At 71.3% G+C, this 24,534-nt stretch carries 20 protein-coding genes; 8 read left to right on the top strand and 12 right to left on the bottom strand.

The window, feature by feature from the left end:
- Positions 1 to 183 precede the first annotated feature (183 nt).
- A complete protein-coding gene (locus tag ACR68M_RS01050; RefSeq protein WP_441251797.1) occupies positions 184 to 1,116 on the bottom strand; it encodes an ROK family protein in 933 nt (310 codons plus the stop codon).
- 140 nt (positions 1,117 to 1,256) lie between these two features.
- On the opposite strand from ACR68M_RS01050, the gene ACR68M_RS01045 reads away from it, so the two are divergent.
- Positions 1,257 to 2,471, top strand: coding sequence for an MFS transporter (locus ACR68M_RS01045; protein ID WP_441248449.1), 1,215 nt, complete (start codon positions 1,257 to 1,259; stop codon positions 2,469 to 2,471).
- 403 nt (positions 2,472 to 2,874) lie between these two features.
- Entirely contained in the window at positions 2,875 to 3,636 is a 762-nt protein-coding gene (locus tag ACR68M_RS01040; protein ID WP_441248448.1) for a transglycosylase family protein, read from the top strand.
- Positions 3,637 to 3,727: 91 nt separating this feature from the next.
- Here ACR68M_RS01040 and ACR68M_RS01035 read toward each other — a convergent pair whose 3' ends face one another.
- Positions 3,728 to 4,198, bottom strand: a complete 471-nt coding sequence (locus ACR68M_RS01035) for a hypothetical protein (protein WP_441248447.1) — start codon at positions 4,196 to 4,198, stop codon at positions 3,728 to 3,730.
- 46 nt (positions 4,199 to 4,244) lie between these two features.
- Positions 4,245 to 4,772, bottom strand: a complete 528-nt coding sequence (locus ACR68M_RS01030; protein WP_441251796.1) for a GNAT family N-acetyltransferase — start codon at positions 4,770 to 4,772, stop codon at positions 4,245 to 4,247.
- Positions 4,773 to 4,872: 100 nt separating this feature from the next.
- Between ACR68M_RS01030 and ACR68M_RS01025 the strand changes: the two genes are divergently transcribed.
- On the top strand, positions 4,873 to 5,679 hold the full coding sequence (locus tag ACR68M_RS01025) for a hypothetical protein (RefSeq protein ID WP_441248446.1): 807 nt from the start codon (positions 4,873 to 4,875) through the stop codon (positions 5,677 to 5,679).
- Here ACR68M_RS01025 and ACR68M_RS01020 read toward each other — a convergent pair.
- Complete coding sequence (locus ACR68M_RS01020; RefSeq protein WP_441248445.1) at positions 5,658 to 7,184, bottom strand: M1 family metallopeptidase; 1,527 nt, start codon at positions 7,182 to 7,184, stop codon at positions 5,658 to 5,660. The two genes, ACR68M_RS01025 and ACR68M_RS01020, sit on opposite strands and share 22 nt — an antisense overlap.
- Positions 7,185 to 7,369: 185 nt before the next feature.
- Here ACR68M_RS01020 and ACR68M_RS01015 point away from each other — a divergent pair, with 185 nt between their 5' ends.
- A complete protein-coding gene (locus tag ACR68M_RS01015) occupies positions 7,370 to 7,897 on the top strand; it encodes a gamma carbonic anhydrase family protein (RefSeq protein ID WP_441248444.1) in 528 nt (175 codons plus the stop codon).
- 167 nt (positions 7,898 to 8,064) lie between these two features.
- Positions 8,065 to 8,961, top strand: coding sequence for an AurF N-oxygenase family protein (locus tag ACR68M_RS01010; protein WP_441248443.1), 897 nt, complete (start codon positions 8,065 to 8,067; stop codon positions 8,959 to 8,961).
- A 389-nt stretch (positions 8,962 to 9,350) separates the two neighbouring features.
- On the opposite strand, the gene ACR68M_RS01005 is transcribed toward ACR68M_RS01010, so the two are convergent.
- The 5 genes from ACR68M_RS01005 to ACR68M_RS00985 form a co-directional block, all read right to left on the bottom strand.
- On the bottom strand, positions 9,351 to 9,962 hold the full coding sequence (locus ACR68M_RS01005; RefSeq protein ID WP_441248442.1) for a GNAT family N-acetyltransferase: 612 nt from the start codon (positions 9,960 to 9,962) through the stop codon (positions 9,351 to 9,353).
- Between the two features lie 57 nt (positions 9,963 to 10,019).
- Positions 10,020 to 10,466, bottom strand: a complete 447-nt coding sequence (locus tag ACR68M_RS01000) for a DUF4231 domain-containing protein (RefSeq protein WP_441248441.1) — start codon at positions 10,464 to 10,466, stop codon at positions 10,020 to 10,022.
- A gap of 74 nt (positions 10,467 to 10,540) precedes the next feature.
- Entirely contained in the window at positions 10,541 to 11,323 is a 783-nt protein-coding gene (locus tag ACR68M_RS00995; RefSeq protein ID WP_441248440.1) for an SGNH/GDSL hydrolase family protein, read from the bottom strand.
- Positions 11,324 to 11,447: 124 nt separating this feature from the next.
- Positions 11,448 to 14,261: a penicillin acylase family protein gene (locus ACR68M_RS00990; RefSeq protein ID WP_441248439.1), complete on the bottom strand. Its 2,814-nt coding sequence runs from the start codon at positions 14,259 to 14,261 to the stop codon at positions 11,448 to 11,450.
- A gap of 59 nt (positions 14,262 to 14,320) precedes the next feature.
- Entirely contained in the window at positions 14,321 to 15,268 is a 948-nt protein-coding gene (locus ACR68M_RS00985) for a pseudouridine synthase (RefSeq protein WP_441248438.1), read from the bottom strand.
- A gap of 140 nt (positions 15,269 to 15,408) precedes the next feature.
- Here ACR68M_RS00985 and ACR68M_RS00980 point away from each other — a divergent pair, with 140 nt between their 5' ends.
- Both ACR68M_RS00980 and ACR68M_RS00975 read left to right on the top strand, forming a co-directional pair.
- Positions 15,409 to 15,864 (top strand): N-acetyltransferase family protein, encoded by a 456-nt coding sequence (locus ACR68M_RS00980; protein WP_441248437.1) that lies wholly within the window; start codon positions 15,409 to 15,411, stop codon positions 15,862 to 15,864.
- A 350-nt stretch (positions 15,865 to 16,214) separates the two neighbouring features.
- Complete coding sequence (locus ACR68M_RS00975; RefSeq protein ID WP_441248436.1) at positions 16,215 to 16,724, top strand: DoxX family membrane protein; 510 nt, start codon at positions 16,215 to 16,217, stop codon at positions 16,722 to 16,724.
- 120 nt (positions 16,725 to 16,844) lie between these two features.
- On the opposite strand, the gene ACR68M_RS00970 is transcribed toward ACR68M_RS00975, so the two are convergent.
- Entirely contained in the window at positions 16,845 to 18,845 is a 2,001-nt protein-coding gene (locus tag ACR68M_RS00970; RefSeq protein WP_441248435.1) for a galactose oxidase-like domain-containing protein, read from the bottom strand.
- A 334-nt stretch (positions 18,846 to 19,179) separates the two neighbouring features.
- Here ACR68M_RS00970 and ACR68M_RS00965 point away from each other — a divergent pair, with 334 nt between their 5' ends.
- Positions 19,180 to 21,486: a Dyp-type peroxidase gene (locus ACR68M_RS00965; protein ID WP_441248434.1), complete on the top strand. Its 2,307-nt coding sequence runs from the start codon at positions 19,180 to 19,182 to the stop codon at positions 21,484 to 21,486.
- A gap of 126 nt (positions 21,487 to 21,612) precedes the next feature.
- Here the strand turns inward: ACR68M_RS00965 and ACR68M_RS00960 are convergent, their stop codons facing one another.
- Both ACR68M_RS00960 and ACR68M_RS00955 read right to left on the bottom strand, forming a co-directional pair.
- Positions 21,613 to 23,142, bottom strand: a complete 1,530-nt coding sequence (locus tag ACR68M_RS00960) for a helix-turn-helix domain-containing protein (RefSeq protein ID WP_441248433.1) — start codon at positions 23,140 to 23,142, stop codon at positions 21,613 to 21,615.
- 155 nt (positions 23,143 to 23,297) lie between these two features.
- Positions 23,298 to 24,515 carry a cytochrome P450 gene (locus tag ACR68M_RS00955; protein WP_441248432.1) on the bottom strand — a complete coding sequence of 406 codons (1,218 nt, stop codon included), beginning with the start codon at positions 24,513 to 24,515 and terminating at the stop codon, positions 23,298 to 23,300.
- Positions 24,516 to 24,534: the final 19 nt, after the last annotated feature.

The following is a 24,534-nucleotide window of genomic DNA, read 5'->3' as shown; positions in this document are numbered from 1 at the left end:
TCGTCCCACGGCGAGCTCCGGCGCTCACGGCGAAGCCGCCAGGGGCGCGCACGTCGCACCCTGCTGCGCACCTCGGTCTCGGGGTGCAACTGGCTCGGACCGCCCGGTGACAGGCGGAGGCCTTTCGTTCGCGCACGCAGTGAATCAAGCAGAGCCCCGCGCCCCTGAAAGCAAAAGCTGCGGCTACGCCGCCACTGCGGCGGCGCCGACCAGGCCGGCGTCGGGGCCGAGCTGGGCGCGGTGGAGGTGGAGGCCGGTGGTGAAGGGGAGAGCGGCGTAGGTGGTGAGGTGGCGGCGGAGGGGGGAGAGGAGCAGCTCGCCGGCCTGGGCCACGCCGCCGCCGATGACCACGGCGTCGAGTTCGACGAGCGTCGCGGTGGCCGCGATCCCTGCGGCGAGGGCGCGGCCCGCCCGGTCGTAGGCGGCGAGGGCGAGCGGGTCGCCTGCGGCGGCCGAGACGGCCACTGCGGCGGCGGAGGTGTCGGCGCCGAGGGGGCGCCAGCCCGTACGGAGGGCGTGGCGGGCGATCGCGGGGCCGCTGGCCAGCTGCTCCAGGCAGCCCCGGCCGCCGCAGGGGCACGGGTCGCCGTTCAGGTCGACGCTGATGTGGCCGATGTGCCCGGCGTTGCCCGTCCGGCCGGTGTGCAGGGCGCCGCCCAGCACCAGCCCGCCGCCGACCCCGGTGGAGACGACCATGCACAGCGCGTTGTCGTACGGCCGCGCCGCGCCGAAGCGGTGCTCGGCGGCGGCGATCGCGATGCCGTCCCCGGCCAGCACCACGGGCAGCCGGCCGCCGAGGTGCCCGGAGATCCGCTCGACCACGGGGAAGGCCCGCCAGCCGGGGATGTTGACGGGGCTGACGGTGCCCAGGGCGGTGTCGACCGGCCCGGCGCTGCCCACGCCGACTGCCCGGACTCCCGTCCAGGCGGGGGAGGCGGTCAGCTCGTCGAGGGCGTCCAGCAGGGTCTTCAGGACGGTCTCGCCGTCGGAGTCCGCGGGGGTGGGCCGCTGGGTGCGGGCCAGCAGGGTGCCGTCCTCGGCCACCAGGGCCGCCGCGATCTTGGTGCCGCCGATGTCGACAGCGGCGACCGGCCCGGCCTGGGTGTCCACGAGCATCTCCTCCCACGGCGCGACCACTCGGCCGCGCACGGTCCGAATTCTGGCACTCACCCGGCCGATACAATCACGCCGCACCCCTCGTACGACCGGCGGTCAGCGGCGCCCGCCTCCGGCCCGAACCTCGGAGATTCCACGTCATGCCGCTGGCGCTCGTCGCCCTTGCCGTCGTCGCGTTCGCGATCGGCACCACCGAGTTCGCCGCTATGGGGCTCGTGCCGCAGATCGCCGGCGACCTGCACGTCTCGATCCCCCAGGTCGGCTGGGTGATCTCCACGTACGCGGTCGGCGTGGTGGTCGGTGCGCCGCTGCTCACCGCCGCCACCGCGCGACTGCCCCGGAAGGCCGTGCTGACCGGGCTGGCCGCACTCTTCACCTTCGGCAACCTGCTCTGCGCCGTGGCGCCGGGGTTCTGGCCGCTGGTCGGGGCGCGGTTCGTCACCGGGCTGCCGCACGGGGCGTTCTTCGGTGCCGGGGCGGTGGCCGCCGCCGAACTTGCCGCGCCGCACCTGCGGGCCCGTGCGGTCTCGGTGATGTTCTCGGGGCTGACGATCGCCAACATCGTCGGCGTGCCCGGCGCGACCCTGCTCGGCCAGCACCTGGGCTGGCGGGCCGCGATGCTCGTGGTCGTCGGCATCGGCGCGCTCGGCACGCTGGCGATCGCCCGGCTCGTCCCGCAGCTGCCGAGCCACCCGCACGGCGGGCTGCGGCAGGAGCTGGCGGCCTTCCGGAGCGGGCAGCTCTGGCTGGCGCTCGGCACCGTGGTGTTCGGCTGCGCCGGCCTGTTCGCCTGCTACAGCTACATCGCGCCGATCCTGACCGAGGTCGCGGGCTTCGGCGAGGGGTCGGTGACGCTGGTGCTGGCGCTGTTCGGCGTCGGGATGACGCTCGGCAACGCGATCGGCGGGTACGCGGCCGACCGCGCGCTGCGGCCCGCGATCTGCGCGGCTTTCCTGTTGATGGCGCTGGCGCTGGCCGCGTTCTCGGTGACGGCGCGCACCGAGTGGTCGGCGGCGGTGACGGTGGTGCTGATCGGCCTGTTCGGCTTCGCGACCGTGCCCACCGTGCAGACGCTGGTGCTGCAGAAGGCCCGGCGAGCGCCCACCCTTGCCTCGGCGACCGTCCAGGGAGCCTTCAACCTGGCCAACGCCCAGGGCGCGTTCTTCGGCGGGCTGGCGCTGAGCGCGGGCCTCGGCTGGGTCTCGCCCGCGCTGGTCGGAGCCGGGTTGGCGGCCGTCGGATTCGTGATCGCGGCGCTCTCCTGGGCCCTCGACCGGGAGGGCGACGAGGCCGCTGTGAGCGGGGCCACCGCAGGCGCCGAACCGGCGGCGCAGAATCTCGCGGTGCGTGTCTGAGCCGTCGCGGCGGGTGCAGAACGTGCCCGGCGTCACGCGGTTCGGGGTGTGGCGGCGGGCACAACGGCGGCCTCGGCGATCTTGACCGAGGGCCGGAATCCGCCTGAGCACTGGCCCGCACTTCTGCCATTACCTGCGGTAACAAGGTGCTGAGCTGGGATTTCGCCAGAATCCTTGTCTCTGCCCCCGGTTCGCTCGTAACTTCGTAACCAGTGCACCGAGCACTACCCGGGTTTCACCCCCGCAGCGCCCACCCACCCGGTGGTCGTGAACGCGGAGCGGGTGGCCGGGGCGGCAGGCCACGTACGAGACGTGAGCGGCCGCCCGTCGAGCGAGACGTACCGACCTGACCCTCGCGGGTCTCGTCGTGATGTCCACCCCGGGGTTTCCGAGAGGATCTGCATTGACTTTCCGTAACGAGACCGCCGCTGCCACCACCACCGCCCCGAAGCGCAACCGCGTTCGGATGGCCCTCATGGGTGGCGCCCTCGTGGCCCTCCCGGTGGCCGGCCTCGTCACGGCCACCTCGGCCTCCGCCGCCTCCGTGTCCACGTGGGACGCGGTCGCCCAGTGCGAGAGCACCGGCAACTGGAGCATCAACACCGGCAACGGCTTCTCCGGCGGCCTGCAGTTCACCCCGAGCACCTGGGCCGCTTACGGCGGCACCCAGTACGCGTCCTCCGCCGACCAGGCGAGCAAGGCGCAGCAGATCGCCGTCGCCGAGAAGGTGCTCGCCGACCAGGGCCCCGGCGCCTGGCCGGTCTGCTCCGTCAAGGCGGGCCTGACCAAGGGTGGCGCCGCCGCCCAGGTCGACACCTCGTCCTCCTCCTCCTCTTCCTCCTCCGCTGCGGCCTCCCGCTCGGAGCAGCGCGCCCCGCTGGCCGCCACCCCGAAGGCTGCTGCCCCGAAGGCTGCCGCGCCGAAGGCCGCCACCCCGAAGGCTGCGGCCCCCGCCGAGGCCCCGAAGGCCGCCAAGAAGACCCCGGCTGCCCCGGCCGCCCCCGCGAAGAGCAACGGTGGCACCTACACCGTCAAGAGCGGCGACACCCTGAGCTCCATCGCCGCCTCCAAGGGCCTGGACTGGAAGTCGCTCTACAGCAACAACGCCAAGGTCATCGGCGGCGACGCCGACCTGATCCTGCCGGGCCAGGTCCTCAGCGTCTGACCTGTCCGGGTCACCCCGCTCGTCCAGGAATCCGGCCGTCCCGTGCTGCACGCACGGGACGGCCGGATTCCGGCGTTTCCGGCGCCTGCCGTTACGGGTGCTGCGGCTTCGGCTGTTGCTGGGCCTGCGCCTGGGCGTCCGACTGCCAGGTGATCCGGCCCTTGATCTGCACGGCGCCGGACAGGTCCTCGGGGAGGTCGGCGTCGATGTCGCCGCCGGCCGACTGCCCGGGGCGGAGGTCGTCCCAGGTACAGGTCACCGTCGACGCCGTCTGGGAGACGACGCAGGGGCCGGAGACGTTGGTGATGGGGAGGTGCGGCGTCAGTGTGCTCTTCAGCGTGACCTTGTGGACGGCCTCGTCGGTGGCGTTGGTGACCGTCCAGTGCCAGCGGACGTGGTCGCCCTCCTCCGAGATCTGCGGGGCGTCGTACTTGAACTCCACCGACCCGGCGGCCCGGGGTGCGGCGGCGGCCGCCGGGAGGGGAGCGAGCAGGGCGGTGGCGGCGACAGAGGCGGCGACGGCCGGGCGGAGGTAGCGGCCGCGGGTGCGGTTCGTCTTCATGATCTTTTCAACGGCCCGCCGGTGACCTCGGTTACGGCCTCGCCCGCTACGGGCGGATGCGGTAGAGGACGCTCGCCCGGAGCGGGCCCTCGGGGACGTCCGGGTCGTCGAAGTCGTCGGCGGGGTCGCGGGTCATGCCCAGGCGCTCCATGACGGCCTGCGAGCGGAGGTTGCCGACGGCGGTGACGGCGAGGATCTCGGGCAGGCCGAGCTGCCGGAAGCCGAGGTCGAGGCAGGCGCGGGCGGCCTCGGTGGCGTAGCCGTGGCCCCAGGCGCTGCGGGTGAGCCGCCAGCCGATCTCGACGCCGGTGAAGGGCATCCCGTCGTCGACCGCGTCCAGGCCGGTGAAGCCGATGAACTCGCCGGTCGCCGCCACCTCGACGGCCCAGAACCCGTACCCACGCTCGGTGATGTCCTGCTGGAAGCGCTGGATCGAGCCCGCAGCCTGCTCCCGGGTGAGCAGGCCGGGGAAGTACTCGCGGACCTCGGGGTCGGCGTTCATCGCGGCCCACGGGTCGAGATCGGAGTCCCGCCATCCGCGCAGGTGCAGGCGTTCGGTACGCAGTTCTGACATGTCTGACATGGCGCCCAACCTAATGCGGCCGGTGCGGCCGGGCGAGCACATTACGGTCCGTGCGGGGGTGGCCGGGCCGCTGTCCGGGTAGGCGCTCTGCATGGGAATCATGCGCAGGCGCGGCAAGCAGGCCGGGGCGGAGCCGGGGGACGGCCGGGCCGCCGAGGAGCTGGCGGCGCTCTCCACCGAGATGGAGCGCCGGGAACCCCGGGAGACCACCGGGGCGCGGCGGGCCGCTGCGCTGGTCTCCTCGATCACCGGGCTGCTCGGCAAGGGCGGCGCCGCCGCCGGGAAGGGCGGCCGGGCGCTCGCCGACCGGCTGCTCGACGCGGCGCCCCGCATCCCCGTCCGCGACCTGGCGACCCTGCGGGCCCAGCACCCGGACGCGGCGACCCCCGAGGAGTTGGCCGACCGCCTGGTGCTGGGCGCCTGCCGGGCCTCCGGCGCGGTCGGGGCGAGCATCGGCGCGGCGGCGATGCTGCCCGTGCCGCCCGCGATGCCGCTGGAGATCGCGGCGGAGGCGCTGGCCGTGGCCGCCGTCGAGATCAAGCTGATCGCGGAGCTGCACGAGGTCTACGGCCAGGCACCCAAGGGCACGCTCGCCCAGCGGACCGCCGGGTACGTCACCGCCTGGGCGGACCGGCGCGGCATCGACCGCTCGGCGTTGATCGCCCCCGCCGCCAGCCTGGCGGCTGTCGCGGTGGGGGCCGAGGTGCGGCAGAAGGTCCGCAATCGGCTGGTCCGCAGCTCGTTGCGGCGGCTGCCGTCGCTCACGCCGCTGCTGGTGGGCGCCGGGATCGGCGCGACGGTCAACCGCCGGGACACCCGCAAGCTGGCTGCTCAGGTCCGGGCGGACCTGAGCAGCCGCGCCCCGCTCGACCAGTCCTACTGGCTCGCCCCGAGCTGACCCCCGACGCGGGTTCCGGCTCGGCTGTCGGCGTGGCTCCCGGCTCGGCTCCCGTGCTCGCCGGTGGCCTCGATCTGCTGCCAGGAGTGCGGTTGGCGCAGGGCGGCCGGCGCAGGCCCGGCGGGCTTGCCGGGGGTGTAGAGCCAGGTCTGCAGGAGCGGGCCGAGCGGCTTGCCGGAGATCCGTTCGGCGAGTGCCTGGAACTGCGCGACGGTGGCGTTGCCGTAGCGGTGCTCGGTGGGCCAGGCCCGCAGGATGCGGAAGAACGCCTCGTCGCCGACCGCACCCCGCAACTGCTGGACGGCGAGCGCACCACGGTCGTACACCGCCAGGGCGAACGGGTCGTCGGCACCCGGGTCACCCGGCTCGACCTGCCAGAACGGGTCGTCGGCGGGGTGCGAGGCGTAGACGTAGTCGGCCAGCTCCTGGGCGGTGCCCTCGCCCTCGTGCTCCGACCAGAGCCACTGGGCGTACCGGGCGAAGCCCTCGTTCAGCCAGATGTCGCTCCAGCGCTCCAACGAGACGCTGTCGCCGTACCACTGGTGGGCCAGCTCGTGCACGACGACCGAGGTGTTGGCACCGCCCGCGAACTGGGCCGGGCTGTAGAAGACCCGGGTCTGCGTCTCCAGGGCGTAGTGGGTGGGCACGTTCGGCACGTACCCGCCGACGCTGCTGAACGGGTAGGGCCCGAAGATGCCGCTCAGCCAGTCGACGATCTCGCCGGTGCGCTCGACGCTGGCGCGGGCCGCGCCGTCGTTGTCGCCGAGGTCCTTGCTGTAGGCGTTGATCACCGGCACCCCACCGGCGCTGGTGCCGGTGGTGAGGTCGAAGCGGCCGACCGCGAGAGTGGCGAGGTAGGTCGCCTGGGGCTTGTTCTCGCGCCAGTTGTAGCGCGTCCAGCCGCGCTGCGAACTCTGCGAGGTGAGCACGCCGTTGCTGATCGCCTGCGTCCCCTCGGGGACGAGCACGGAGACGTCGAAGGTCGCCTTGTCGGCCGGGTGGTCGTTGCTCGGGAACCACCACCAGGCGGATTCGGGCTCGTCGGCCGCGACCGCGCCGTCCGGGGTGCGGTGCCACGCGGTGAAACCGTACCGGGAGACCTCGGAGGGGGTGCCCGAGTACCGGACGACGACGGTCACGGCCGACCCCTTGGGCAGCGGGGCCGCCGGGGTCACCACCAGCTCCTGCACGCCGTCGGCGGCGAACCGCGCCGGGCGGCCGTTGACGAGCACCTCGCTCACGTCCAGCGCGAAGTCGAGGTCGAAGCGGGAGAGGTCCTGCGTCGCGGTGGCGAGAATCGTCGCAGTGCCCTCCAGGAGGTCGGTGGCCGGCTGGTACTTCAGCCTGAGGTCGTAGTGCGAGACGTCGTAACCGCCGTTCCCGTACGTCGGGTAGTACGGGTCCCCGATCCCCGGCGCGCCCGGGGTCGGGGCGGCGGCCGAGGCCGGTACGGCGAGCAGCAGCAGTACGGCGCTCGCGGCGGCGGCGATGATCCTCTTACGCACGAAGGGCCTCCGGTGCGGTGGGTGACGGTTGGTCGGACGTAAGTCGGATGGTTGTCCGGCGCCAGGGCCTTCCATGCCTGTTTCGTGAAATGTTCACGCTAAGACCGCCTGCAGAAATAGGGGATGGTAAGCGGCAAGGGGAGTGTGATCTGCTACCGGCAACCGAGCAGAGATGAGGGAGTGTCATGGCAGAGCCGTTGATCGCCGCCGTCGGGGGCCTGGTGCCCGAGGTCCACCCAGGTGCCTTCGTCGCGCCGAACGCTGTGGTGGTCGGCGCCGTGACGCTCGCCGAGGGGGCGAGCGTCTGGTACGGCGCAGTGCTGCGGGCCGACGCCGAGACCATCGCGGTCGGCGCGGCGAGCAACGTCCAGGACAACTGCACGCTGCACGCCGACCCCGGATTCCCGCTGGTGGTCGGGCAGCGGGTGACGGTGGGTCACAATGCGGTGCTGCACGGCTGCGTGATCGAGGACGACGTCCTGGTCGGCATGGGTGCCGTGGTGCTCAACGGCGCCCGGGTGGGCACCGGCTCGCTGGTGGCGGCCGGTGCGGTGGTGCCGCAGGGCGCGCAGATACCGCCAGGCTCGCTGGTCGCCGGAGTGCCGGGCAAGGTCCGCCGGGAGCTGACGGAGGACGAGCGCGCCGGGATCAAGTTGAACGGCGAGGGCTATCTGATGCTGGCGTCGGCGCACGCGGAGGCGTACGAGGGCTGACAGCTGCTGGCGCCGGGCGCAGAATGCCGGGCGCCGGGCGCAGAATGCCGGGCGCCGGGTGCCGCCCGGCGATGGTGGCTGTCGTCACTATTGACTCACTGTCTAATAATCCCTAGCTTCAGAACAAGAGGGCTTGGACCGGGCAGGGCAGCGAGAGGGGTTGGGCCATGACGACGACGGCCGAGGAGCGCACCAGGGGGCGGCAACGGACGGCCGAGCGCCTGCTCGCCTCCAGCGCGAAGCTCTCCTTCGACCCGCTCAAGGACGTCGACTGGCAGTCCGAGCCGGTCGAGGGCGCCTACTACGCCCCGCCGAACCGTCTCTCCCTCTACGGCACCCACCTCTGGGACAGGCTGACGGAGGCCCAGCGGATCGAGCTGAGCAAGCACGAGGTGGCGAGCATCGCCAGCGTCGGCATCTGGTTCGAGGAGATCCTCATGCAGATGCTGCTCCGGCACGCCTTCGACCGTGACCCGACCACCGCGCACGTGCAGTACGCACTCACCGAGATCGCCGACGAGTGCCGCCACTCCGTCATGTTCGCCAAGATGATCTCCTGGATGGGCGTCCCCGCCTACGGTCCCGGCCGGCTCTCGCACGAGCTGGGCCGGTTCTTCAAGGCGACCTCCACCCACAGCCAGACCTTCGGCGGCACCATGTACGTCGAGGAGATCCTGGACTCCTTCCAGCGCGAGATGATGGCCGACGAGAGCCTCCAACCGCTGGTCCGGCAGGTCTCCCGCATCCACGTGATCGAGGAGTCCCGGCACATCACGTACGCCCGCGAGGAGCTCGTCCGCCGCGACCTCGGTGCGCTGCGCCGCCGCTGGGAGCAGCTGCTGCTCGGCGTCGTCATCTACCGTGCGACCAAGAGCCTGATCCACCCCGCCCTCTACGCCGCCGTCGGCATCGACCCGCGTGAGGGCCGGGAGGCGGCCAAGACGAACCCGCACTGGCGGGCCACCAAGAAGGAGATGGCGGCCAAGGTGATCGGCGTCCTCGACCGCGCCGGGCTGGTCGGGCGGACCAACCGCTGGCTGCTCCGGGGCGTCGGCGTGATCTGAGCCCGCTCGTGGCAGCCGGCCGCTGGCAGGTGGCAGGTGGCAGGTGGCAGGTGGCAGGTGCAGCGGTGCCAGTGGCACGGCCGGGCCGACGGTGGCAGACTGGCAGTAGCTGATCAGCCAGCGGGCCCAGATGGGCCCGACAGCTCCATGAGACGGAGCAGACCGGCGTAGGTGAGCCGGACGAGACCGAAAGGTCCGAAAGTCAGTCCCGCTGGGACGGGGCTCGGCCGCAGTCCGGGGGACCGGACGACAGGCCGCATGTGTCAACTAGTTCAACCTGTGTAACTTGTTCAACCTGTACAACGTGTGTCGACTCCGCGCAGACGGAGAGGGAGGCCCGGCCGGACGAGCCGGGCCTTTCGGCATGTCCGGCGACGGCTGCCGCGCGGTCAGAGCCGGGGACGGCCGCGGTGCTGCTCCCACTCGGGGGCCAGGATCGCCATCACGGTGTCATCCACCCAGGCGCCGTCGTAGTGCAGCGCGTCACGCCGGACGCCCTCGATCACGAACCCGGCCTTCTGGTAGGCGCGGAGCGCGCGCGGGTTGAACGCGAACACCCCGAGCGAGATCCGGTGCAGGCCGAGCTGCTCGAAGCCGTGGCCGACGATCAACCGGGCGGCCTCGGTACCGAAACCACGGTTGCGGCCGGGCTCGGCCAGCGCGATCCGGAAGTTGCAGCTGCGGTTGTCGCCGTCCCACTCGTTCAGCACGACCTCGCCGACGCAGCTGCCGGTCTCGCGATCGACGACGGCCAGGTCGAGACGGTCCGACTGCTCGTTCCGGGTGCCGTACCAGGCGCGCATCCGCTCCTCGTCGTGCTCGCTCCACGGCTGCGGGTCGGTCGGCCCGTGGTCGCTGCCGGTGAGACGGCCGACCTCCGGGTCCTGGAGGAGCGAGCGCAGCGTCGGGGCGTCCTCGTCGAGCCGGAACGGACGGAGCGTCACCAGCTCACCGTGGAGCGTGGGCTTGGTGGCGAAGTCCGGAGACTGGGGTGAGTTCACCGGGGGATTCTCGGCAGTGACAACCCCGGGCCGCAAACGAATTACCGCGCCGCCGGGTCAGGCTGCGCGGTCCTGGAGCATGCCGACCCAGTCGCCGCTCTCCGAGCGGACCAGCTCCTCGGTACGCGCGACCAGGATGCGGGCGGCCTCGGCCGGGTCCTCGTACGGAGCTGCGCCGGTGCTCCAACTCGCCACCTCGCCCTGGAGGCTGACCAGGTACCTTCTCAGCCGTATCCAGTTGTCGTTCCACCGGAACAGCTGCCGCAGGCCGGTGCCCACGACCACCGCCGCGCCCAGGGCGCCCGCGACGGTGGTCGAGGCACCGGCCGCCGCGCTGACCGGGACGGCCGCTCCGCACAGCAGGATCAGTACTTCCGAGGCCAGATGGTAGTAGTACTGGCGGCGGGCCTTCTCGTCGTACCAGGCCAGCCGCTGGACGACGGTCGGCGGGAGTTCGGTGTCGGCGGGGCCGCGCAGCTGGGCCCACCAGTAGTCGCGCTTCATGCGGCGAGCCTACCGGCGGGCGGAAGGCGGGCCTGCGGTGCTGTCACGGGGCAGTGCGGCGGTGCGGCGGTGCGTCAGAGAGGCAGCAACTCCGGCCGCTTGGCCTCGACGAAGTCACCGGAGGACTCGCCGCGCAGGCGGCGGGTGACCCAGGGGAGGAGGTAGCTGCGGGCCCACTGGAGGTTCTCCCGGCGGACGTCGGCGGGGGTCGGCTCGGGCTGGGCGGGCCAGGGAGCGTCCGGATCCTCGTCGACGGCGAGGCCGAGGGCGCGGGCGGCCAGCAAGGCGACGCGCTGGTGGCCCTCGGGGGAGAGGTGCAGGCGGTCCTCGCTCCAGGCGCGGCGGTCGTGCACGGCCTTGAGCGCCCAGAGGTCGGCGACGGCGCAGTCGTTGCGGTCGGCGATCGCCCGCAGGTGGCCGTTGAAGGTGGCGATCTTGCCGCGCAGCAGGCCGAGCACCGGCACGCCCCGGGTGTCGAAGCCCGTCGCGATCAGCACCGTGCCGGTGTGCTCGCGCAGCTCCAGGACGGCCGCTTCGAAGCGCTCGGCGACCTCGTCCGGGTCGCTTCCGGGGCGCAGGATGTCGTTGCCGCCCGCGCAGAACGTCACCATGTCCGGCTGGAACTGCCGTACCTGGGGCACCTGTTCGGCGATGATCTGGTCGAGCAGCCGCCCGCGCACGGCGAGGTTGGCATAGCGGAAGGTACCCGTCGGGTGACGCTCGGCGAGCAGCGCGGCGAGGCGGTCGGCCCAGCCGGCGAAGCGGCCGTCGAGGCCCGGGTCGTTGAGGCCCTCGGTGAAGCTGTCGCCGAGGGCGGCGTAGGAACGTGGGGCAAGAATCTCCTGGTGGTCAACCATGACCTGAATAGTTCACTGTGAGAAGTGACCTACGCCACCGTAGGTGGGTGATCGCGCAGCGTGATGTTGGCCACGGCGCCCCGAATCCGTCAGGTCGGGGCGCCGTGGCCGGTCGTGGCAGGGGTCAGCGGTGGGACTGGAACTGGACGACCTGCTGGTAGGTCGGCCGGTTCTGCCAGGTCGTCCGGGCGTCCGTCACGCCGCCGAGCGGGCGCTGCACGATGGTGTCGGCGCACCACTGGTCACCCGCCGCGCAGTCCCCGTCGCCGGGGTAGACCTGCGCCGGGGTCTGCGCGAGCGCCTTGCCCAGGCTGGTCAGCAGGACGGACCGGCAGGCCGCCAGGTCGCCGCCGCCGCAGTACGGCTGGGCGAGACCACCGGCGACGTGATCACCGAGGAGGGAACGCAGATCCTTGTCGACGTAGCTCCACCACCCGTACTGGAAGGCCGAACCCTTGTGCGGAATGGACTCGTTGGCGCTCACCCCGCCGCTGGTCGGCCCGGTCTGGCCGCCGGAGGGGGACTCGTTGATCTGGAGTGCGCCGGTCAGCGCGGCGAACAGCGGGTCACCGAGGCCGGGGCGGAAGACGCCGTCGGCGAGCAGCGGCCACCAGGCGTCCATGGTCCGGACGGCATCCGCGTCCGAGTAGCTGTGGCTGCCCGCCGAGGTCTCCTTTCGCTGGGCCCCGGCCGAGCGCCAGTTCTCCAACTTCTGGACGGCGGTGGCGAGTGCGGGGTCGGTGACCGGAGCGCTGCGGATCACCCGGAGCAGCTCGGGCAGCACGTCCTCGGCCCGCAGGTCGGCGAGGGCGGCGCTCTCCATGGCCTGGACGAGCGAGGAGCGGGTGACCTTGCCGCCGTTCGCCAGCTGGGCCTTGACCCGGTCGTCGAGCAGATTGCCCCGGTGCACCGAGCCGTTGCCGAAGCCGGAGGTGTTGAACTGCGAGGCCTGCTTGTTGTTCCAGGAGATGTAGTAGTCCTGGTCGACCGACTGCGGGTGCTCGGCCGGCGGGGTGTACCGGGCGGTGTTGGCGGTTGGGTCGAAGTCCCGCCACTCGTAGGATGGTTGGGCGAGTACGGGCAGCCCGGCGTCCACTCCTGGGGCGCGGACGGGGTTGCTGCCGGAGTTGTAGTACGCGATGTCCTTGGAGTCGGCGTAGAACCAGTTGAAGGTGTAGTTGATGTTCTGCGCCGCCTGCTGGAAGCTCGCCGGGTCGTGCACCGCCCCCGGGTCGTTCAGCATCTGGAAGCCGATGATCGAGTCGGCCTCGTGGCGGTAGGTGGAGCGCAGCGAGGTGAACGCGACCGGCTGCCCGCCGACCGTCCCGCGGGCGTTCACCAGCCCGTAGTTCGAGCGGTACATCACCAGCGTGTAGGAGCCCGCCGGGGTGGAGTCGGCGGTGGTCGGGCTCCACGCGTCCTTGCGCTCCAACCGCTCCAGCGGCACGCACTGGCCGTGCCAGAGGTAGGAGTTGGCGGCGAGCGTCACCGGCGATCCGTCCGTGGTGCAGAGCGGCACGGCGTAGGTGTCGGTGATGTCCTGCCCGGCGGAGGTCGCGCTCCAGGCGTAGTCCTGCCCGCGCCCGAGCTGCACGTAGAAGCTGAGCCCGGCGAAGGCCGCGCCGCGTGCGCTGATGCCGGGGCCCTGGAGCTCCTCCAGCATCAGCAGCTGCGGGGCGAAGTACCCGGTCTGCGGGCCGAAGACCGCGACGGGGTGCCCGTCGTCGGTGTGACTCCCGGACACCACGAGGGCGTTGGACATGCCGTGCTTGGCCGTCAGCAGATTGCCCGGCAGCACGCCGGGCGCCTTGGTGGCGGCGGCGGTGGCGGAGCCGGTCGCGTCGTAGACCAGCTTCTCGGGCACCACCGAGCCCGGGTCGGGCAGCGCCGCGCCCTGCGGGTCGTCGGGCACCTGGGCGTACGGGAACTGCTGCCCGTCGTGCAGCGTCTGCACGGCCTCGGGGTCGTCGGCCTCCCGCAGCGACTTCCAGACCGCGTCGCCGGCGTCCTTGCCGTACCGGGCCTCCGCCGCCAGCTTCACCTGCGCCGAGGCCAACTCACCGCCGCCACCGGCCCCGAAGAGCGCGCCCACCACCGAGGCCAGCGCGACGAGGTCGGTGAGCTTGAAGGCGTCGATGCCGCCCTCGTTGGTGATCGGGTTGATGTGCCCGGTGAGGTCGTACTCCCCGGGGAAGTAGCGGCCGTTGTAGGACTCCTTGACGTACTGGTTGATGCCGTCGATGTACGCCTGCGCGTCGGAGAGCGCCTGCCGGGCCCGGTCGCCCTCGTTGGCGATGGCGTCGATCTGGCGCTGCAGCTCGGCCTCGGTGTACGGCGCGGCCTGCCAGAAGCTCTGCTCCAGCTGGCGGTTGGCGCCCGCCCCGCCCGCGAAGCCGGAGAGCGAGCCACGCCCCACGTGCCGGAAGAGATCCATCAGCCAGAGCCGGTCCTGCGCGGCGGCGTAACCGGCGCCGTACTCCGTCCCGTACCTGGTGGTGCCGGTGATGTGCGGCACGCCCGTCGCCTTGTCGCGCACGATCTTCACGTCGGAGCGCGGCGAGGCGGTGCTCGTGACCTGGTCGGCGGGGACGCCGAAGGAGGCGTCGTTGAAGAAGCTCCTGAGTTGACTGTCCGTCAGGGACGGGTAGGCGGAGGCGAGTGCCGCGTACGGTCCGAGCTGGTCGTCGGTGTGCGCGGGGCGGGTGCCGAAGGCCTTGTTGCCGAGGATGTCGGCGAGAGTGGCGTTGCCGTTCTCGCCCGGCGGCAGGATGTCCACGCAGTGGCCGCCGCAGAGGTCCCCGGCGACGGCCGGGGCGGCGGTGGGGGCGGCGGTGGGGGTGCCGGCGTGCGCCGGGAGAGCGGCCAGGCCGGTGGTGGTGAGCAGGGCGACCGCGAGGGCGGCGGCCTTGAGTCTTGGTGCATGGATGCGTGAGGGCATGCCAGCTCCTCCGTTGAGGCTACGGGGAGTTGACGGTAGGTCTGCTACTGGCCGGTTGGCTAGTGGCGTGCATGCCATTTCTGTCCGGCGGCCGTCCAGGCGGCGAGCTCCAGGCCACTGCGGAAGCAGTGCTCCTCACCCGTCACGGGGTCGGTGAACTCCAGGGTCCTGGCCAGTAGTTGCAGCGGACGCGAGAAGTCGTCGAGGGCCGCCTCCGGCAGCACCCGCGGGTACAGCGGATCGTCCAGCAGCGGCAGCCCGAGACTGCTCATGTGCAGCCGCAACTGGTGGGTCCGCCCGGTGACCGGCAGCAGCCGGTAGCGCCCGAGACCACCGCGCCGCTCCAACAGCTCCACCCGGCTCTCACTGTTGGGCTCGCCCGCCACCTCGCGGGCCGCTAGCTCGCCGCGCTCCTTCACGATCCGGCTGCTCACCGTGCACGGCAGCTCCAGCGTCTCGTCGTACGGTGCCACCGCCTCGTACGTCTTGCGGACGAGCCGCTCCTGGAACAGCGACTGGTACGCGCCGCGCAGCCCCGGCTCGATCACGAACATCGCCAGGCCGGCGGTGAGCCGGTCCAGCCGGTGCGCGGGGCTCAGCTGCGGCAGGCCGAGCTCGCGGCGCAGCCGCGCGAGCGCGGTCTCGGTGATGTGGCGGCCGCGCGGGGTCATCGCCAGGAAGTGCGGCTTGTCGACCACGAGCAGGCGCTCGTCGCGGTGCACCACCGTGACGGGGAACGGCACCGGGACCTCCGGCGCCAGCTCCCGGTGGAACCACACGTACGCCCCCGGCACGAAGGGTGCCCCTGGGTCGAGCGGCCCGTCGACCCCGTGCACCGCCCGGTCGGCCAGCATCGCGTCGACCACCTCGGGGCCCACCGGCAGTCGGTCCACCAGGTGGTCCCGTACCGTCGCCCAGTCGCCCACCCAGGGCAGCCGAAGGCGCACGGGGTCGATCCCGTGCCGCTGCGGCAGTGGTGCGGGCGGCACCACGGTTCTGTGTCCCATCGTCCCCAGCCTAGGCGACACCCTCCCCGGCACGGCTCTCGCGGCGCCCGCCCGGTGCCGTCAGGCGGTCGAGGCGCCGCCCAGACCGGGTCGGTGAAAAGGGGTGCGCAGGCGAGGAGGGTGTGCCAGAGTCGCGCGGTGTGACTAGAGACGATCTTCTGTTGAGGCGAGCTGTCGATGCCGACGCGGCGGAGGCCGCCGAGGTGTGGCTGCGGTCGTACACGGCGGCGCTGCCGGGTGTGGTGCGGGCGCACGACGACGACGAGGTCCGCGAGTGGTTCCAGTACATCGTGGTGCCCGAGCGCGAGACCTGGGTCGCGGTGGCCGGGAGCGCCGTGGTCGGTGTCCTGGTGCTGGACGACGGCTGGGTGGACCAGCTCTACCTGGAGCCCGAGTGGCGCGGCCGTGGGCTCGGTGACCGTTTCGTCGAGCTGGCGAAGGAGCGCCGCCCCGAAGGTCTGGAGCTGTGGACCTTCGAGGTGAACGGCCCGGCCCAGCGGTTCTACGAGCGGCACGGCTTCGCCGAGGCCGAGCGGACCGACGGCCGGAGCAACGAGGAGCGCGAGCCGGACATCCGGTACGTCTGGCGGCCCTGACGGCACGGGCCCGAAGGTCCGAAGGCCAGAACAGTTCCTGTGCGCATCAACTCCTGTATGATTCAACCAAGTTGAGTTGTCCGCGAGTTGGACGCAGGGCGTCCGGCGGGGGATATCCGTCCGGGACTCTGCTGAGTCCCCGCCGCGCGCGGCCGGATCCGACGGAGTCCCGACACTGCTGGGTCACGTGATCCGGAGCGTGTTCGCGAGAACCCCACAATTCCGTTGCCGCTGCTGCTCGGCATTCCGAGCGGCAGCCGTGCTCGGCGGCAGGCGTGCCGAGGCCGCGCTGTCCGGCGGTGGGGATCGTGACGGTAATTCAGACCGAACGCTCAACGGAGGTGGCCACCATGGCTCACATTCAGTCGCTCACGGCATTGCAGAGGAACATTCACCAGCTGGTGCACACCCATGCGATGACGGTGCTGCGCTGGACGGTCGGGATCGTGTACATCTGGTTCGGTGCGTTGAAGCTGTTCAACGTGACTCCGGTCGGCCAGCTGGTCCGGGATGCCGTCCCGTTCCCGACGCCGGACTGGTTCGTGCCCGCGCTGGGTGCCCTGGAGATCGTGATGGGCTTCTGGTTCCTCGCAGGGCGTGGTCTCCAGCGGCTGCTGCCGCTTTTCGTCCTGCACATGCTCGGCACCTTCTCGGTGCTGCTCTTCCTCCCTGGCCAGGCGTACCAGCACTACCGCCCCTGGGAGTTGAGTCTGACGGGTGAGTTCGTGGTGAAGAACGTCGTGCTGCTGACCGCCGGGCTGATCGTCTGTATCAAGCCCCGGGGCAGTGCTCCGGGGGCCCCGGAGGCATCCGTCGCGACCGGGTCCGAGGGGGCCGCCCGGGTGACCGCGCGGGTCTGAGCCGGCAGCGGGTACTGCTTGAAGCCTCCTGCCCGGAGCACCCTGTGCGGGGCTCCGGGCAGGAGACTTGGTCGGTTCGGGGTGGGGTCCGAGGGTCGGGGGTCGGGTCGGGTGGGGAGGTCAGCCGATCTGGCCGCCGGATTCCTTGGCCTCCAGCTTGACCCACTTGGCGGTGCTCGGCACCCCGGCTGCGTCGAGCAGGAAGAGCATGTAGTAGCCGGGCGGCGCCGATGCTGCCAACGGCGGTGTCTGCAAAGTGAGTTGGCCGCCGCTGCGGCCGGCGATCTGGACCTCGACGTGCCGCTGGCTGGTGTCCACCGAGTGGGTGGAGGTGATCGGCGCGAGCAGCACGGCCCGGCTCACCCGGTCCGGGGTCGAGGTGCTCACGGTGAAGCCCGCGTTGTAGCGCAGCGGTGTGGTGGGCGCCGAGTCCAGTGCGGGCCGGGTGCCCGAATTCAGGTACCAGGGCTCGTAGATCTCGATGCTGCCGTTCATCCCGGAGTTGATGTCCGGGTTGTCGGCGATCTGCTGGAGCTCGTCCCCGGTCACCATGATCCGGCCGTCGGGCAGGATCACCGCGTTGGAGTGGTAGCCGCGCGGCAGCCGCTGGACGGGCCCGAGCTTCCAGTTGCCCTGGGCGTCCCGCATCTCGACCTGACGGTATTTCAGATCGCCGTTGGGGTTGAGCGCTCCATTCCCGTAGTCGCGGATGTCGTAGGCGCCGTTGACGGTGAAGAGCGTGCCGTCGGGCAGGATGAGCGTGTCGTCCTGGGTGCGGCCGAACGCGCGGGGCTTCTCCGTGCTCCACTTGCCGCCGGAGAAGAGGTACGTGTTCGGGTTGTCGCGGTTGCCGCCGAGCACCAGGACGGAATCCGGCCCCTTGAAGCCGCCGGGTAGCGCGACGGCCGAGCCGTAGTTGCGCTGGGCGCCGTCGGGCCGGGCGGGCAGGTCGCTACGGGTCTCCAACTTCGGGTCGAAGAGCCACTGTTCGGTGGTGGTGCGGCCGAATCCGTAGATCTTCCCGTCGTTGAGCGAGAACAGCTGCGGGTAGTCGGTGCTGTACGGCGCGTCGGCCTTGAACCGGTCCACCGCCGAGAGCGGCACGACGGCCGGGTCCTTCGGCACGGCCACCGACTTGGCGGGGAAGCGCTCCACGATCGGGGTCGGCGTGCCCCAGCCCAGTTCGGAGTGGCCCGACATGATCAACTGGCGCCCGTCCTCGCCGGTCACCACTGAGGGGTACCAGCGGCCCACGGACATGTCCGGGTTGCGCGTCCAGGTCTCCTTCACCGGGTCGAAGATCAGCGAAAGCTTGGCCCCGGTACCGAAGTTGCCACCGAAGTTGCCGCCGAAGACGCCGAGCATGCCATTCGGTAGGAAGGAGTGCCCGGCGCAGAAGAACGGCGCCGGCCGGGAGACCCCGGTGCCGTCGTCGAGGACGACGTCCGGCGGCGGGACGGACTTGAACGCGTCGGCACCGGTGCCCTTCGCCGGATCCCAGAGATAGGCGCGGCCGCGGTTGTCCGAACCGATGATCTGCGTCGGCGCGGGCTCCTGCGTCGGGTCGGTCACGACCGGCTCGAACGAGAAGATCAGCACCTTGCCGGTCGGCAGTGCGGCGATGTGGTCGCCGTAGTCGGGGGACGGGAAGTAGTCGGTGAACCGACCGAAGATCTTGGGGTCGAACGCCTTGTTGGTCGTCGTCTGGGTGTTGGTCAGCATCGCGAACCGCGCGGTGCGGACCGACTGCGCGTACGGCGCCGAAACGGCCCGTGTGCCGGGCTGTGTGCCGGGCTGGGCGCCCCGGGCCTCCAGTCGCGTCCAGGCGCGGTACTCGGCCTCGTCCCGGCCCAGCGCGGCCAGCTCGTCGGGGCGTACCTCCGCGCGCAGCTGATCGAGGGTGAGGCCGTCGCGGGAGGAAGCGGTGGGGTCGGCCGAGCCGGTGCGGGGCGCGGCGTGCAGGGGTGTGGCGAGCGCCGTGGTGGTCGCCAGCGCGGCGACGACCGCGCAGGCGGCGAGCGCGGACCGCCTCCTGCCCCGGGGTGGCGTCGTTCGGGGCGGAGTCGGGCGGGACGGTTCGGTGGAGGGCGGTTGGGTGGAGGGCGGTTCGGTGCGGGTCATGGGACTCCGTAGGGGGAGGGTGGCACAGGCAGTGACCGTCCGGCGGGTACGGAGAGTGACGTGATGGCCGAGTATGCCGGGGTGCTTGAGGGTGCTGCCTGAGCTGTGGTCGGCCGATGCCCGGGATGTCGGGCGGAGACGTAGCGGTGGGTCTGCCGGACGGTCTCAAGTCTCACCACCAGGGCGAGTTGCTGCCTCCCGAGGTCGGGCGGACGGGTGACGCTCCGTCGCATTCGGTGGCTGGGCGGAGCTGCGGACCCGTCACGGTTCGAATACGTACCTTATGGTGAAGATTACCCTCCGCAATCGCGGTGCACTCAGAGCCGGAGCATTCATGGCAGTCGACCAGCCACTGACCGAACCACCCGCAACCGACCTCTCGATGCGGGACAGCGACGAGATCCAGGGCGACGTGCTCGCCGGATTCAAGAAGGACCAGATGGTCCTGCTCTTCCTCAAGTTCGAGGACGGGATCAGAGCGCGCACCTGGCTGCAGCGCCTGACCCCGCGCATCGCCACCACCCGACAGGTGGCCACCTTCAACAAGGCCTTCAGCGCCGCCCGCCAGCGCTCGGGCGGCGACCCGACCGGGCTCAAGGCCACCTGGCTCGGCATCAGCTTCACCTACAAGGGCCTGCAGAAGCTGACCGACAAGGAACCCTGCCCCGCCGCCGCCAAGGACACCTCGCTCGGCGCCTTCCAACAGGGCCCGGTGGACCGCGCCGGCATCCTCGGCGACACCGGGGCGAACTCGCCGTCCGGGTGGATCTTCGGCAACAACAAGACCGAGGAGTCCATCCACGCGGTGCTCACCATCGCGGCCGACACCGTGGAGGACCTGCGGGCCGCCGTCACCGAACAGCGTGAGGCCGCCGCGCAGTGCCTGGTCTCGGTGATCTTCCAGCAGGACTGCGCAACCCTCCCCGGCAGCCGCCGTGGAAAGGAGCACTTCGGCTTCAAGGACGGCGTCAGCGAGCCCGGCGTGCGCGGCTTCGACGATCCCGACCCGCTGCGCCCGGAGTGGGTCAAGGGCCACCCGGGCACCCGGCTGATCCCGGCCGGCGAGTTCGTCGCCGGGTACCCGCAGATCGACCGGTCGGACATCGGCGGGCCGACGAAGCTCCCGGCCTGGGCGTTCAACGGCTCCTTCCAGGTCGTCCGGCGCCTCGGCCAGGACGTGCCCGGCTGGTGGGCGCAGGTGGCCCGGCAACTGCCGATCCTCAAGGAGAAGAAGGCGGTGCCGGACACCGCCACGATCGAGTGGCTGGCGGCCCGGGTGGTCGGCCGGTGGCGTTCGGGCACGCCGGTCGCCAAGTGCCCGGCCGCCGACACCCCGTTCAACACCGTCGCCTCCAACGACAACGACATCAGCTTCGGCAACGACCTCAACGGGAAGGTCACCCCGCTCTGGTCCCACCTGCGCAAGACCAACCCGCGCGACGGACTCCAGGAGCGCCCCGGCGACCCCGTCCAGCCGGAGGACCCGGTCATGGACCGCCGCCGCATCATGCGGCGCGGCAGCCCGTACGGGCACCCGTTCGACCCGGCGGTCGAGGGGCCGGGTGGTCCGGACGCGCCGCGCGGGCTGCTCTTCGTCAGCTACCAGACCGACATCGTGACGCAGTTCGAGTTCATCCAGCAGCTCTGGATCGACAGCCCCAGCTTCCCCCCGAACCGCAAGAACCCGCCGGGCCCGGACGCCATGGTCGGCGCCACCGGCACCGTCACCTGGGACCAGGACGGTGACAACCCCGTCCCGCTGGGCTTCCAGCAGTTCGTCCGGACGGAGGGGTGCGTGTACGCCTTCGCCCCCTCCATGACCGTCCTGCGGTCGCTGGGCGAGGGGCGTCTCCCCGACCACGGGCTGCCCGAGATCGGGCAGCCCGTCGACACCTTCCTGCCGGTGGCGGATCTGCAGCGGAAGAACGGCAAGAGCTTCTACTGGGCCTACCGCACGGTCGGCGGCAAGCAGCAGTACCGGGTGATCTCGATCGCCGACGGCGACGCGCACACCGACGTGCTGGAGAAGGCTGACCGGCCGGTCTCGGAGTGGGACTCCCTCGACGGCGTGAGCTCGGTCGACTTCTACCTGCCCTACCCGGACATGCAGCGCAAGGACGGCAAGAGCTGGTACTGGGTCTTCCACACCGTCGACAACCAGCAGATCTACCGCGTCGTCACGATCGCCGACGACGACGCGCACACGGACGTGATGGAGCGCGGGGACGGCCCGATCAGCCGGTGGGCGTCGCTGCGCGGCGTCACCAAGGTCGACTTCGTGCTGCCGATGCCGGACTTCCAGCGCAAGGACGGCAAGAGCTGGTACTGGCTCTTCCACACCGTCGACGGCCAGCAGGTCTACCGGATGATCTCCATCGCGGACGGCACCCGGCACACCGACGTGATGGAGCGCGGCGACCGGCGGATCTCGCTGTGGGGCAGCTTCGCGGGCATCGACCGGGTCACCACCGTGCTGCCCATGCCCGACCGGCAGCGGGTCAACGGCCTGAGCACGTACTGGGTCTTCCACCAGGACAAGTACCGCATCGTCACCATCGCCGACGGTGACGCTCACACCGACCGCCTGGTCGTGCCGGACCGCTCGGTCAGCCTGTGGAAGTCGCTCGGCCAGATCAGCTGACGCCGAGTCATCTGCGGGGTGGGGCGGAGGGGCGGCGCGACGACCGGGAGTGCTTCAGCCGGCGGTCGCGCCGTCCCGTGAGCGCCGGGACTGCCCCTGGGACTGCGCCCTTGGCCTGCGCCCGGGTCAGATGTCCCGGAAGGTCTCGATCCGGGCGCCGATGGAGTTGAGGCGCTCGGCGAGGTCTTCGTAACCTCGGTTGATCACGTAGACGTTGCGCAGGACAGATACGCCTTCGGCGGCGAGCATCGCGAGCAGGATCACCACGGCCGGGCGCAGCGCCGGCGGGCACATCATCTCTGCCGCGCGCCAGCGGGTCGGGCCCTGGACGAGCACGCGGTGCGGGTCGAGCAGCTTGACGTCGGCGCCGAGCCGGGTGAGCTCGGTCAGGTAGATGGCTCGGTTGTCGTAGACCCAGTCGTGGATCAGGGTGGTGCCCTGCGCGGCGGCGGCGATCACCGCGAAGAACGGGATGTTGTCGATGTTGATGCCGGGGAACGGCATCGGGTGGATCTTGTCGGCGGGAGCGGTGAGCTTCGACGGACGGACGGTCAGATCGGTGAGCCGGGTGCGTCCGTTGGCCGCCGGGTACTCGGGGGTCCGGTCGTAGTCCAGGCCCATCTGCTCGAGGACGGCGAGCTCGATCTCCAGGAACTCCACCGGCACCCGGCGGATCGTCAACTCGGAGGAGGTCGCGACGGCCGCGGCAAGCAGACTCATCGCCTCCACCGGGTCCTCGGCGGGGGCGTAGTCGACGTCGCGGCTGATCCGCGGCAGGCCGTGGACGGTCAGCGTGGTGCTGCCGACGCCCTCGATCCGTACGCCGAGCTGCTCCAGGAAGAAGCAGAGGTCCTGGACCATGTAGTTCGGGCTGGCATTGCGGATGACGCTCACGCCGTCGTGCCGGGCGGCCGCGAGCAGGGCGTTCTCGGTCACGGTGTCGCCGCGCTCGGTCAGTACGATCGGCCGGGCCGGGGAGACGCCGGGTGTCGCGGTCGCGTGGTAGCTGCCGCTGGTGGTGGCGACCTCGAGGCCGAACTGCTGGAGGGCGTGCAGGTGCGGCTGGACGGTCCGCGTGCCGAGCTCGCAGCCGCCCGCGTACGGGATGGTGAAGTGCTCGGTGCGGTGCATCAGCGGGCCGAGGAACATCAGCACGCTGCGGGTGCGGCGGGCGGCCTCGACGTCCATCGAGGCGAGGTCGAGCTCTGCGGGCGGAGTCAGTTCGAGGTCGCGGCCCTCGTTGATCCAGCGGACCTTGACACCGATGCTGCCCAGCACGTCGAGGATGCGGTAGACCTCCTCGATCCGTGCGACCTGACGCAACGTGGTGCGACCGGTCGTGAGGAGCGAGGCGCAGAGCAGGGCGACGCAGGCGTTCTTGCTGGTGCGGACGTCGATCGCCCCTGACAGCTTCGTCGCGCCGGTCACGCGCAGGTGCATGGGCCCGGCGTAACCGAGCGAGACGATTTCGCTGTCGAGGGCCTCGCCGATGCGGGCGATCATGTCGAGGCTGATGTTCTGCTTGCCCTGCTCGATCCGGTTCACCGCGCTCTGGCTGGTGGAGAGTGCGTCGCCGAGCTGTGCCTGGGTCAGGCCTCGGTGCTGGCGGGCGTCGCGGATGAGCTTGCCGATGCGCAGGAGATAGTCGTCGGTCACGGATCGCACTTTATCTCACATGTGAGATGAGAGATGTGGTGAGAGTGTGGATGCATGTGAGGTTTAGCCCCGTGGGCCTGTGAACATGCAGGTGGTGATATCTGCAGTGGGCGGATTTTCGGTGAGGGTGGGGGCGGGTTTCGGGGGCAGGGCGGTTACCAGGCGACCGGGAGTGCGTCCACGCCGTGGACGACCATGGTGGTCCGGTAGGTCAGCTCCTCCGTGCCGACTGCGAGCCGGAGCTCGGGCAGGCGCTGGAACAGCGTCCGCAGCGCTATCTGCAGCTCGGCCCGAGCCAGGGGCTGCCCGAGGCACTGGTGTACGCCGAAACCGAAGGCGAGATGCCGACGCGCGTCACGGTCGAGGTCGAGGGTGGCGGCGTCGGGGAAGACCTCTTCGTCCCGGTTGGCCGTGGAGAGCATGCACAGGACGCCCTCGCCCTCCCGGATGAGCGTGCCGCCGAGGTCGATGTCCGCCGTTGCGGCCCGGGGCAGGCCGATCTGCACGATCGACAGGTAGCGCAGCAGCTCCTCGATCGCCGTCCGGGCCTCCGCCTCGCCGGAGCGCAGCCGTGCGGCCTGGGCCGGGTTGCGAAGCAGGGCGAGCGTCGAGAGCGCCGTCATGTTCGCGGTGGTCTCGTGGCCGGCGATGAGGAGCAGCAGCGCGGAGGAGGCGGCCTCCTTGAGCGTCAGGTCGTCCCGGACAGCAAGTCGGCTGACGATGTCGTCCCCAGGGGTGCGGCGCTTGCGGGCCGCGAGATCGGCCAGGTAGGAACGGAGTTCGCCCTGGGCGGTGGCGACCTGCTGCTCACTCGCTGCCGTGTCCAGCACCGTCCGGCTGAGCTGCTGGAAGTACTCGTGGTCCTCGTACGGCACACCCAGCAGCAGGCAGATCACCAGGGACGGGACGGGTAGGGCGAAGTCGGTGACGAGATCCGCGGGACTGCCCAGGGCGATCATCCGGTCGAGCGCCTCGTCGACGATCCGTTGGATCTCCGGCCGAAGCTGCTCGACCCGTTTGACCAGGAACTCGGTGGTCAGCATACGACGGAGCCGAGCATGGCCCGGGTCGTCCATCCGGATGAAGGCCGGATTCTCGATGGCGAGCTGGCGGCGCCCCGGCGTCAGGAAGGGGAAGCCGGGGCGGTGGCCCTCCGCGCTGAATCGCTGGTCCGCCAGGACCGCGCGGACCTCCTGATGGCCGGTCACCAGCCAGCAGGACGAACCGTCCCAGAGCTCGGTGCGGGTGACCGCCGCACGGGCGGCGGCCTGCTGGTAGGCGGACGGCGGGTCGAAGGGGCAGCGGTCCGCGGTGGCGGGCAGGACGAGGACCTTGTCGGTGTCGGTGTCGGTGTCGGTGCCGGTGGCGTTCACGGGTGTCGGACTCCTTCCG

It is taken from the genome of Kitasatospora sp. McL0602 (assembly GCF_052076145.1).
GTDB lineage: Bacteria > Actinomycetota > Actinomycetes > Streptomycetales > Streptomycetaceae > Kitasatospora.
Note: the sequence above shows the minus strand (reverse complement) of the source record. Positions and strands in the feature narration are given on the sequence as shown.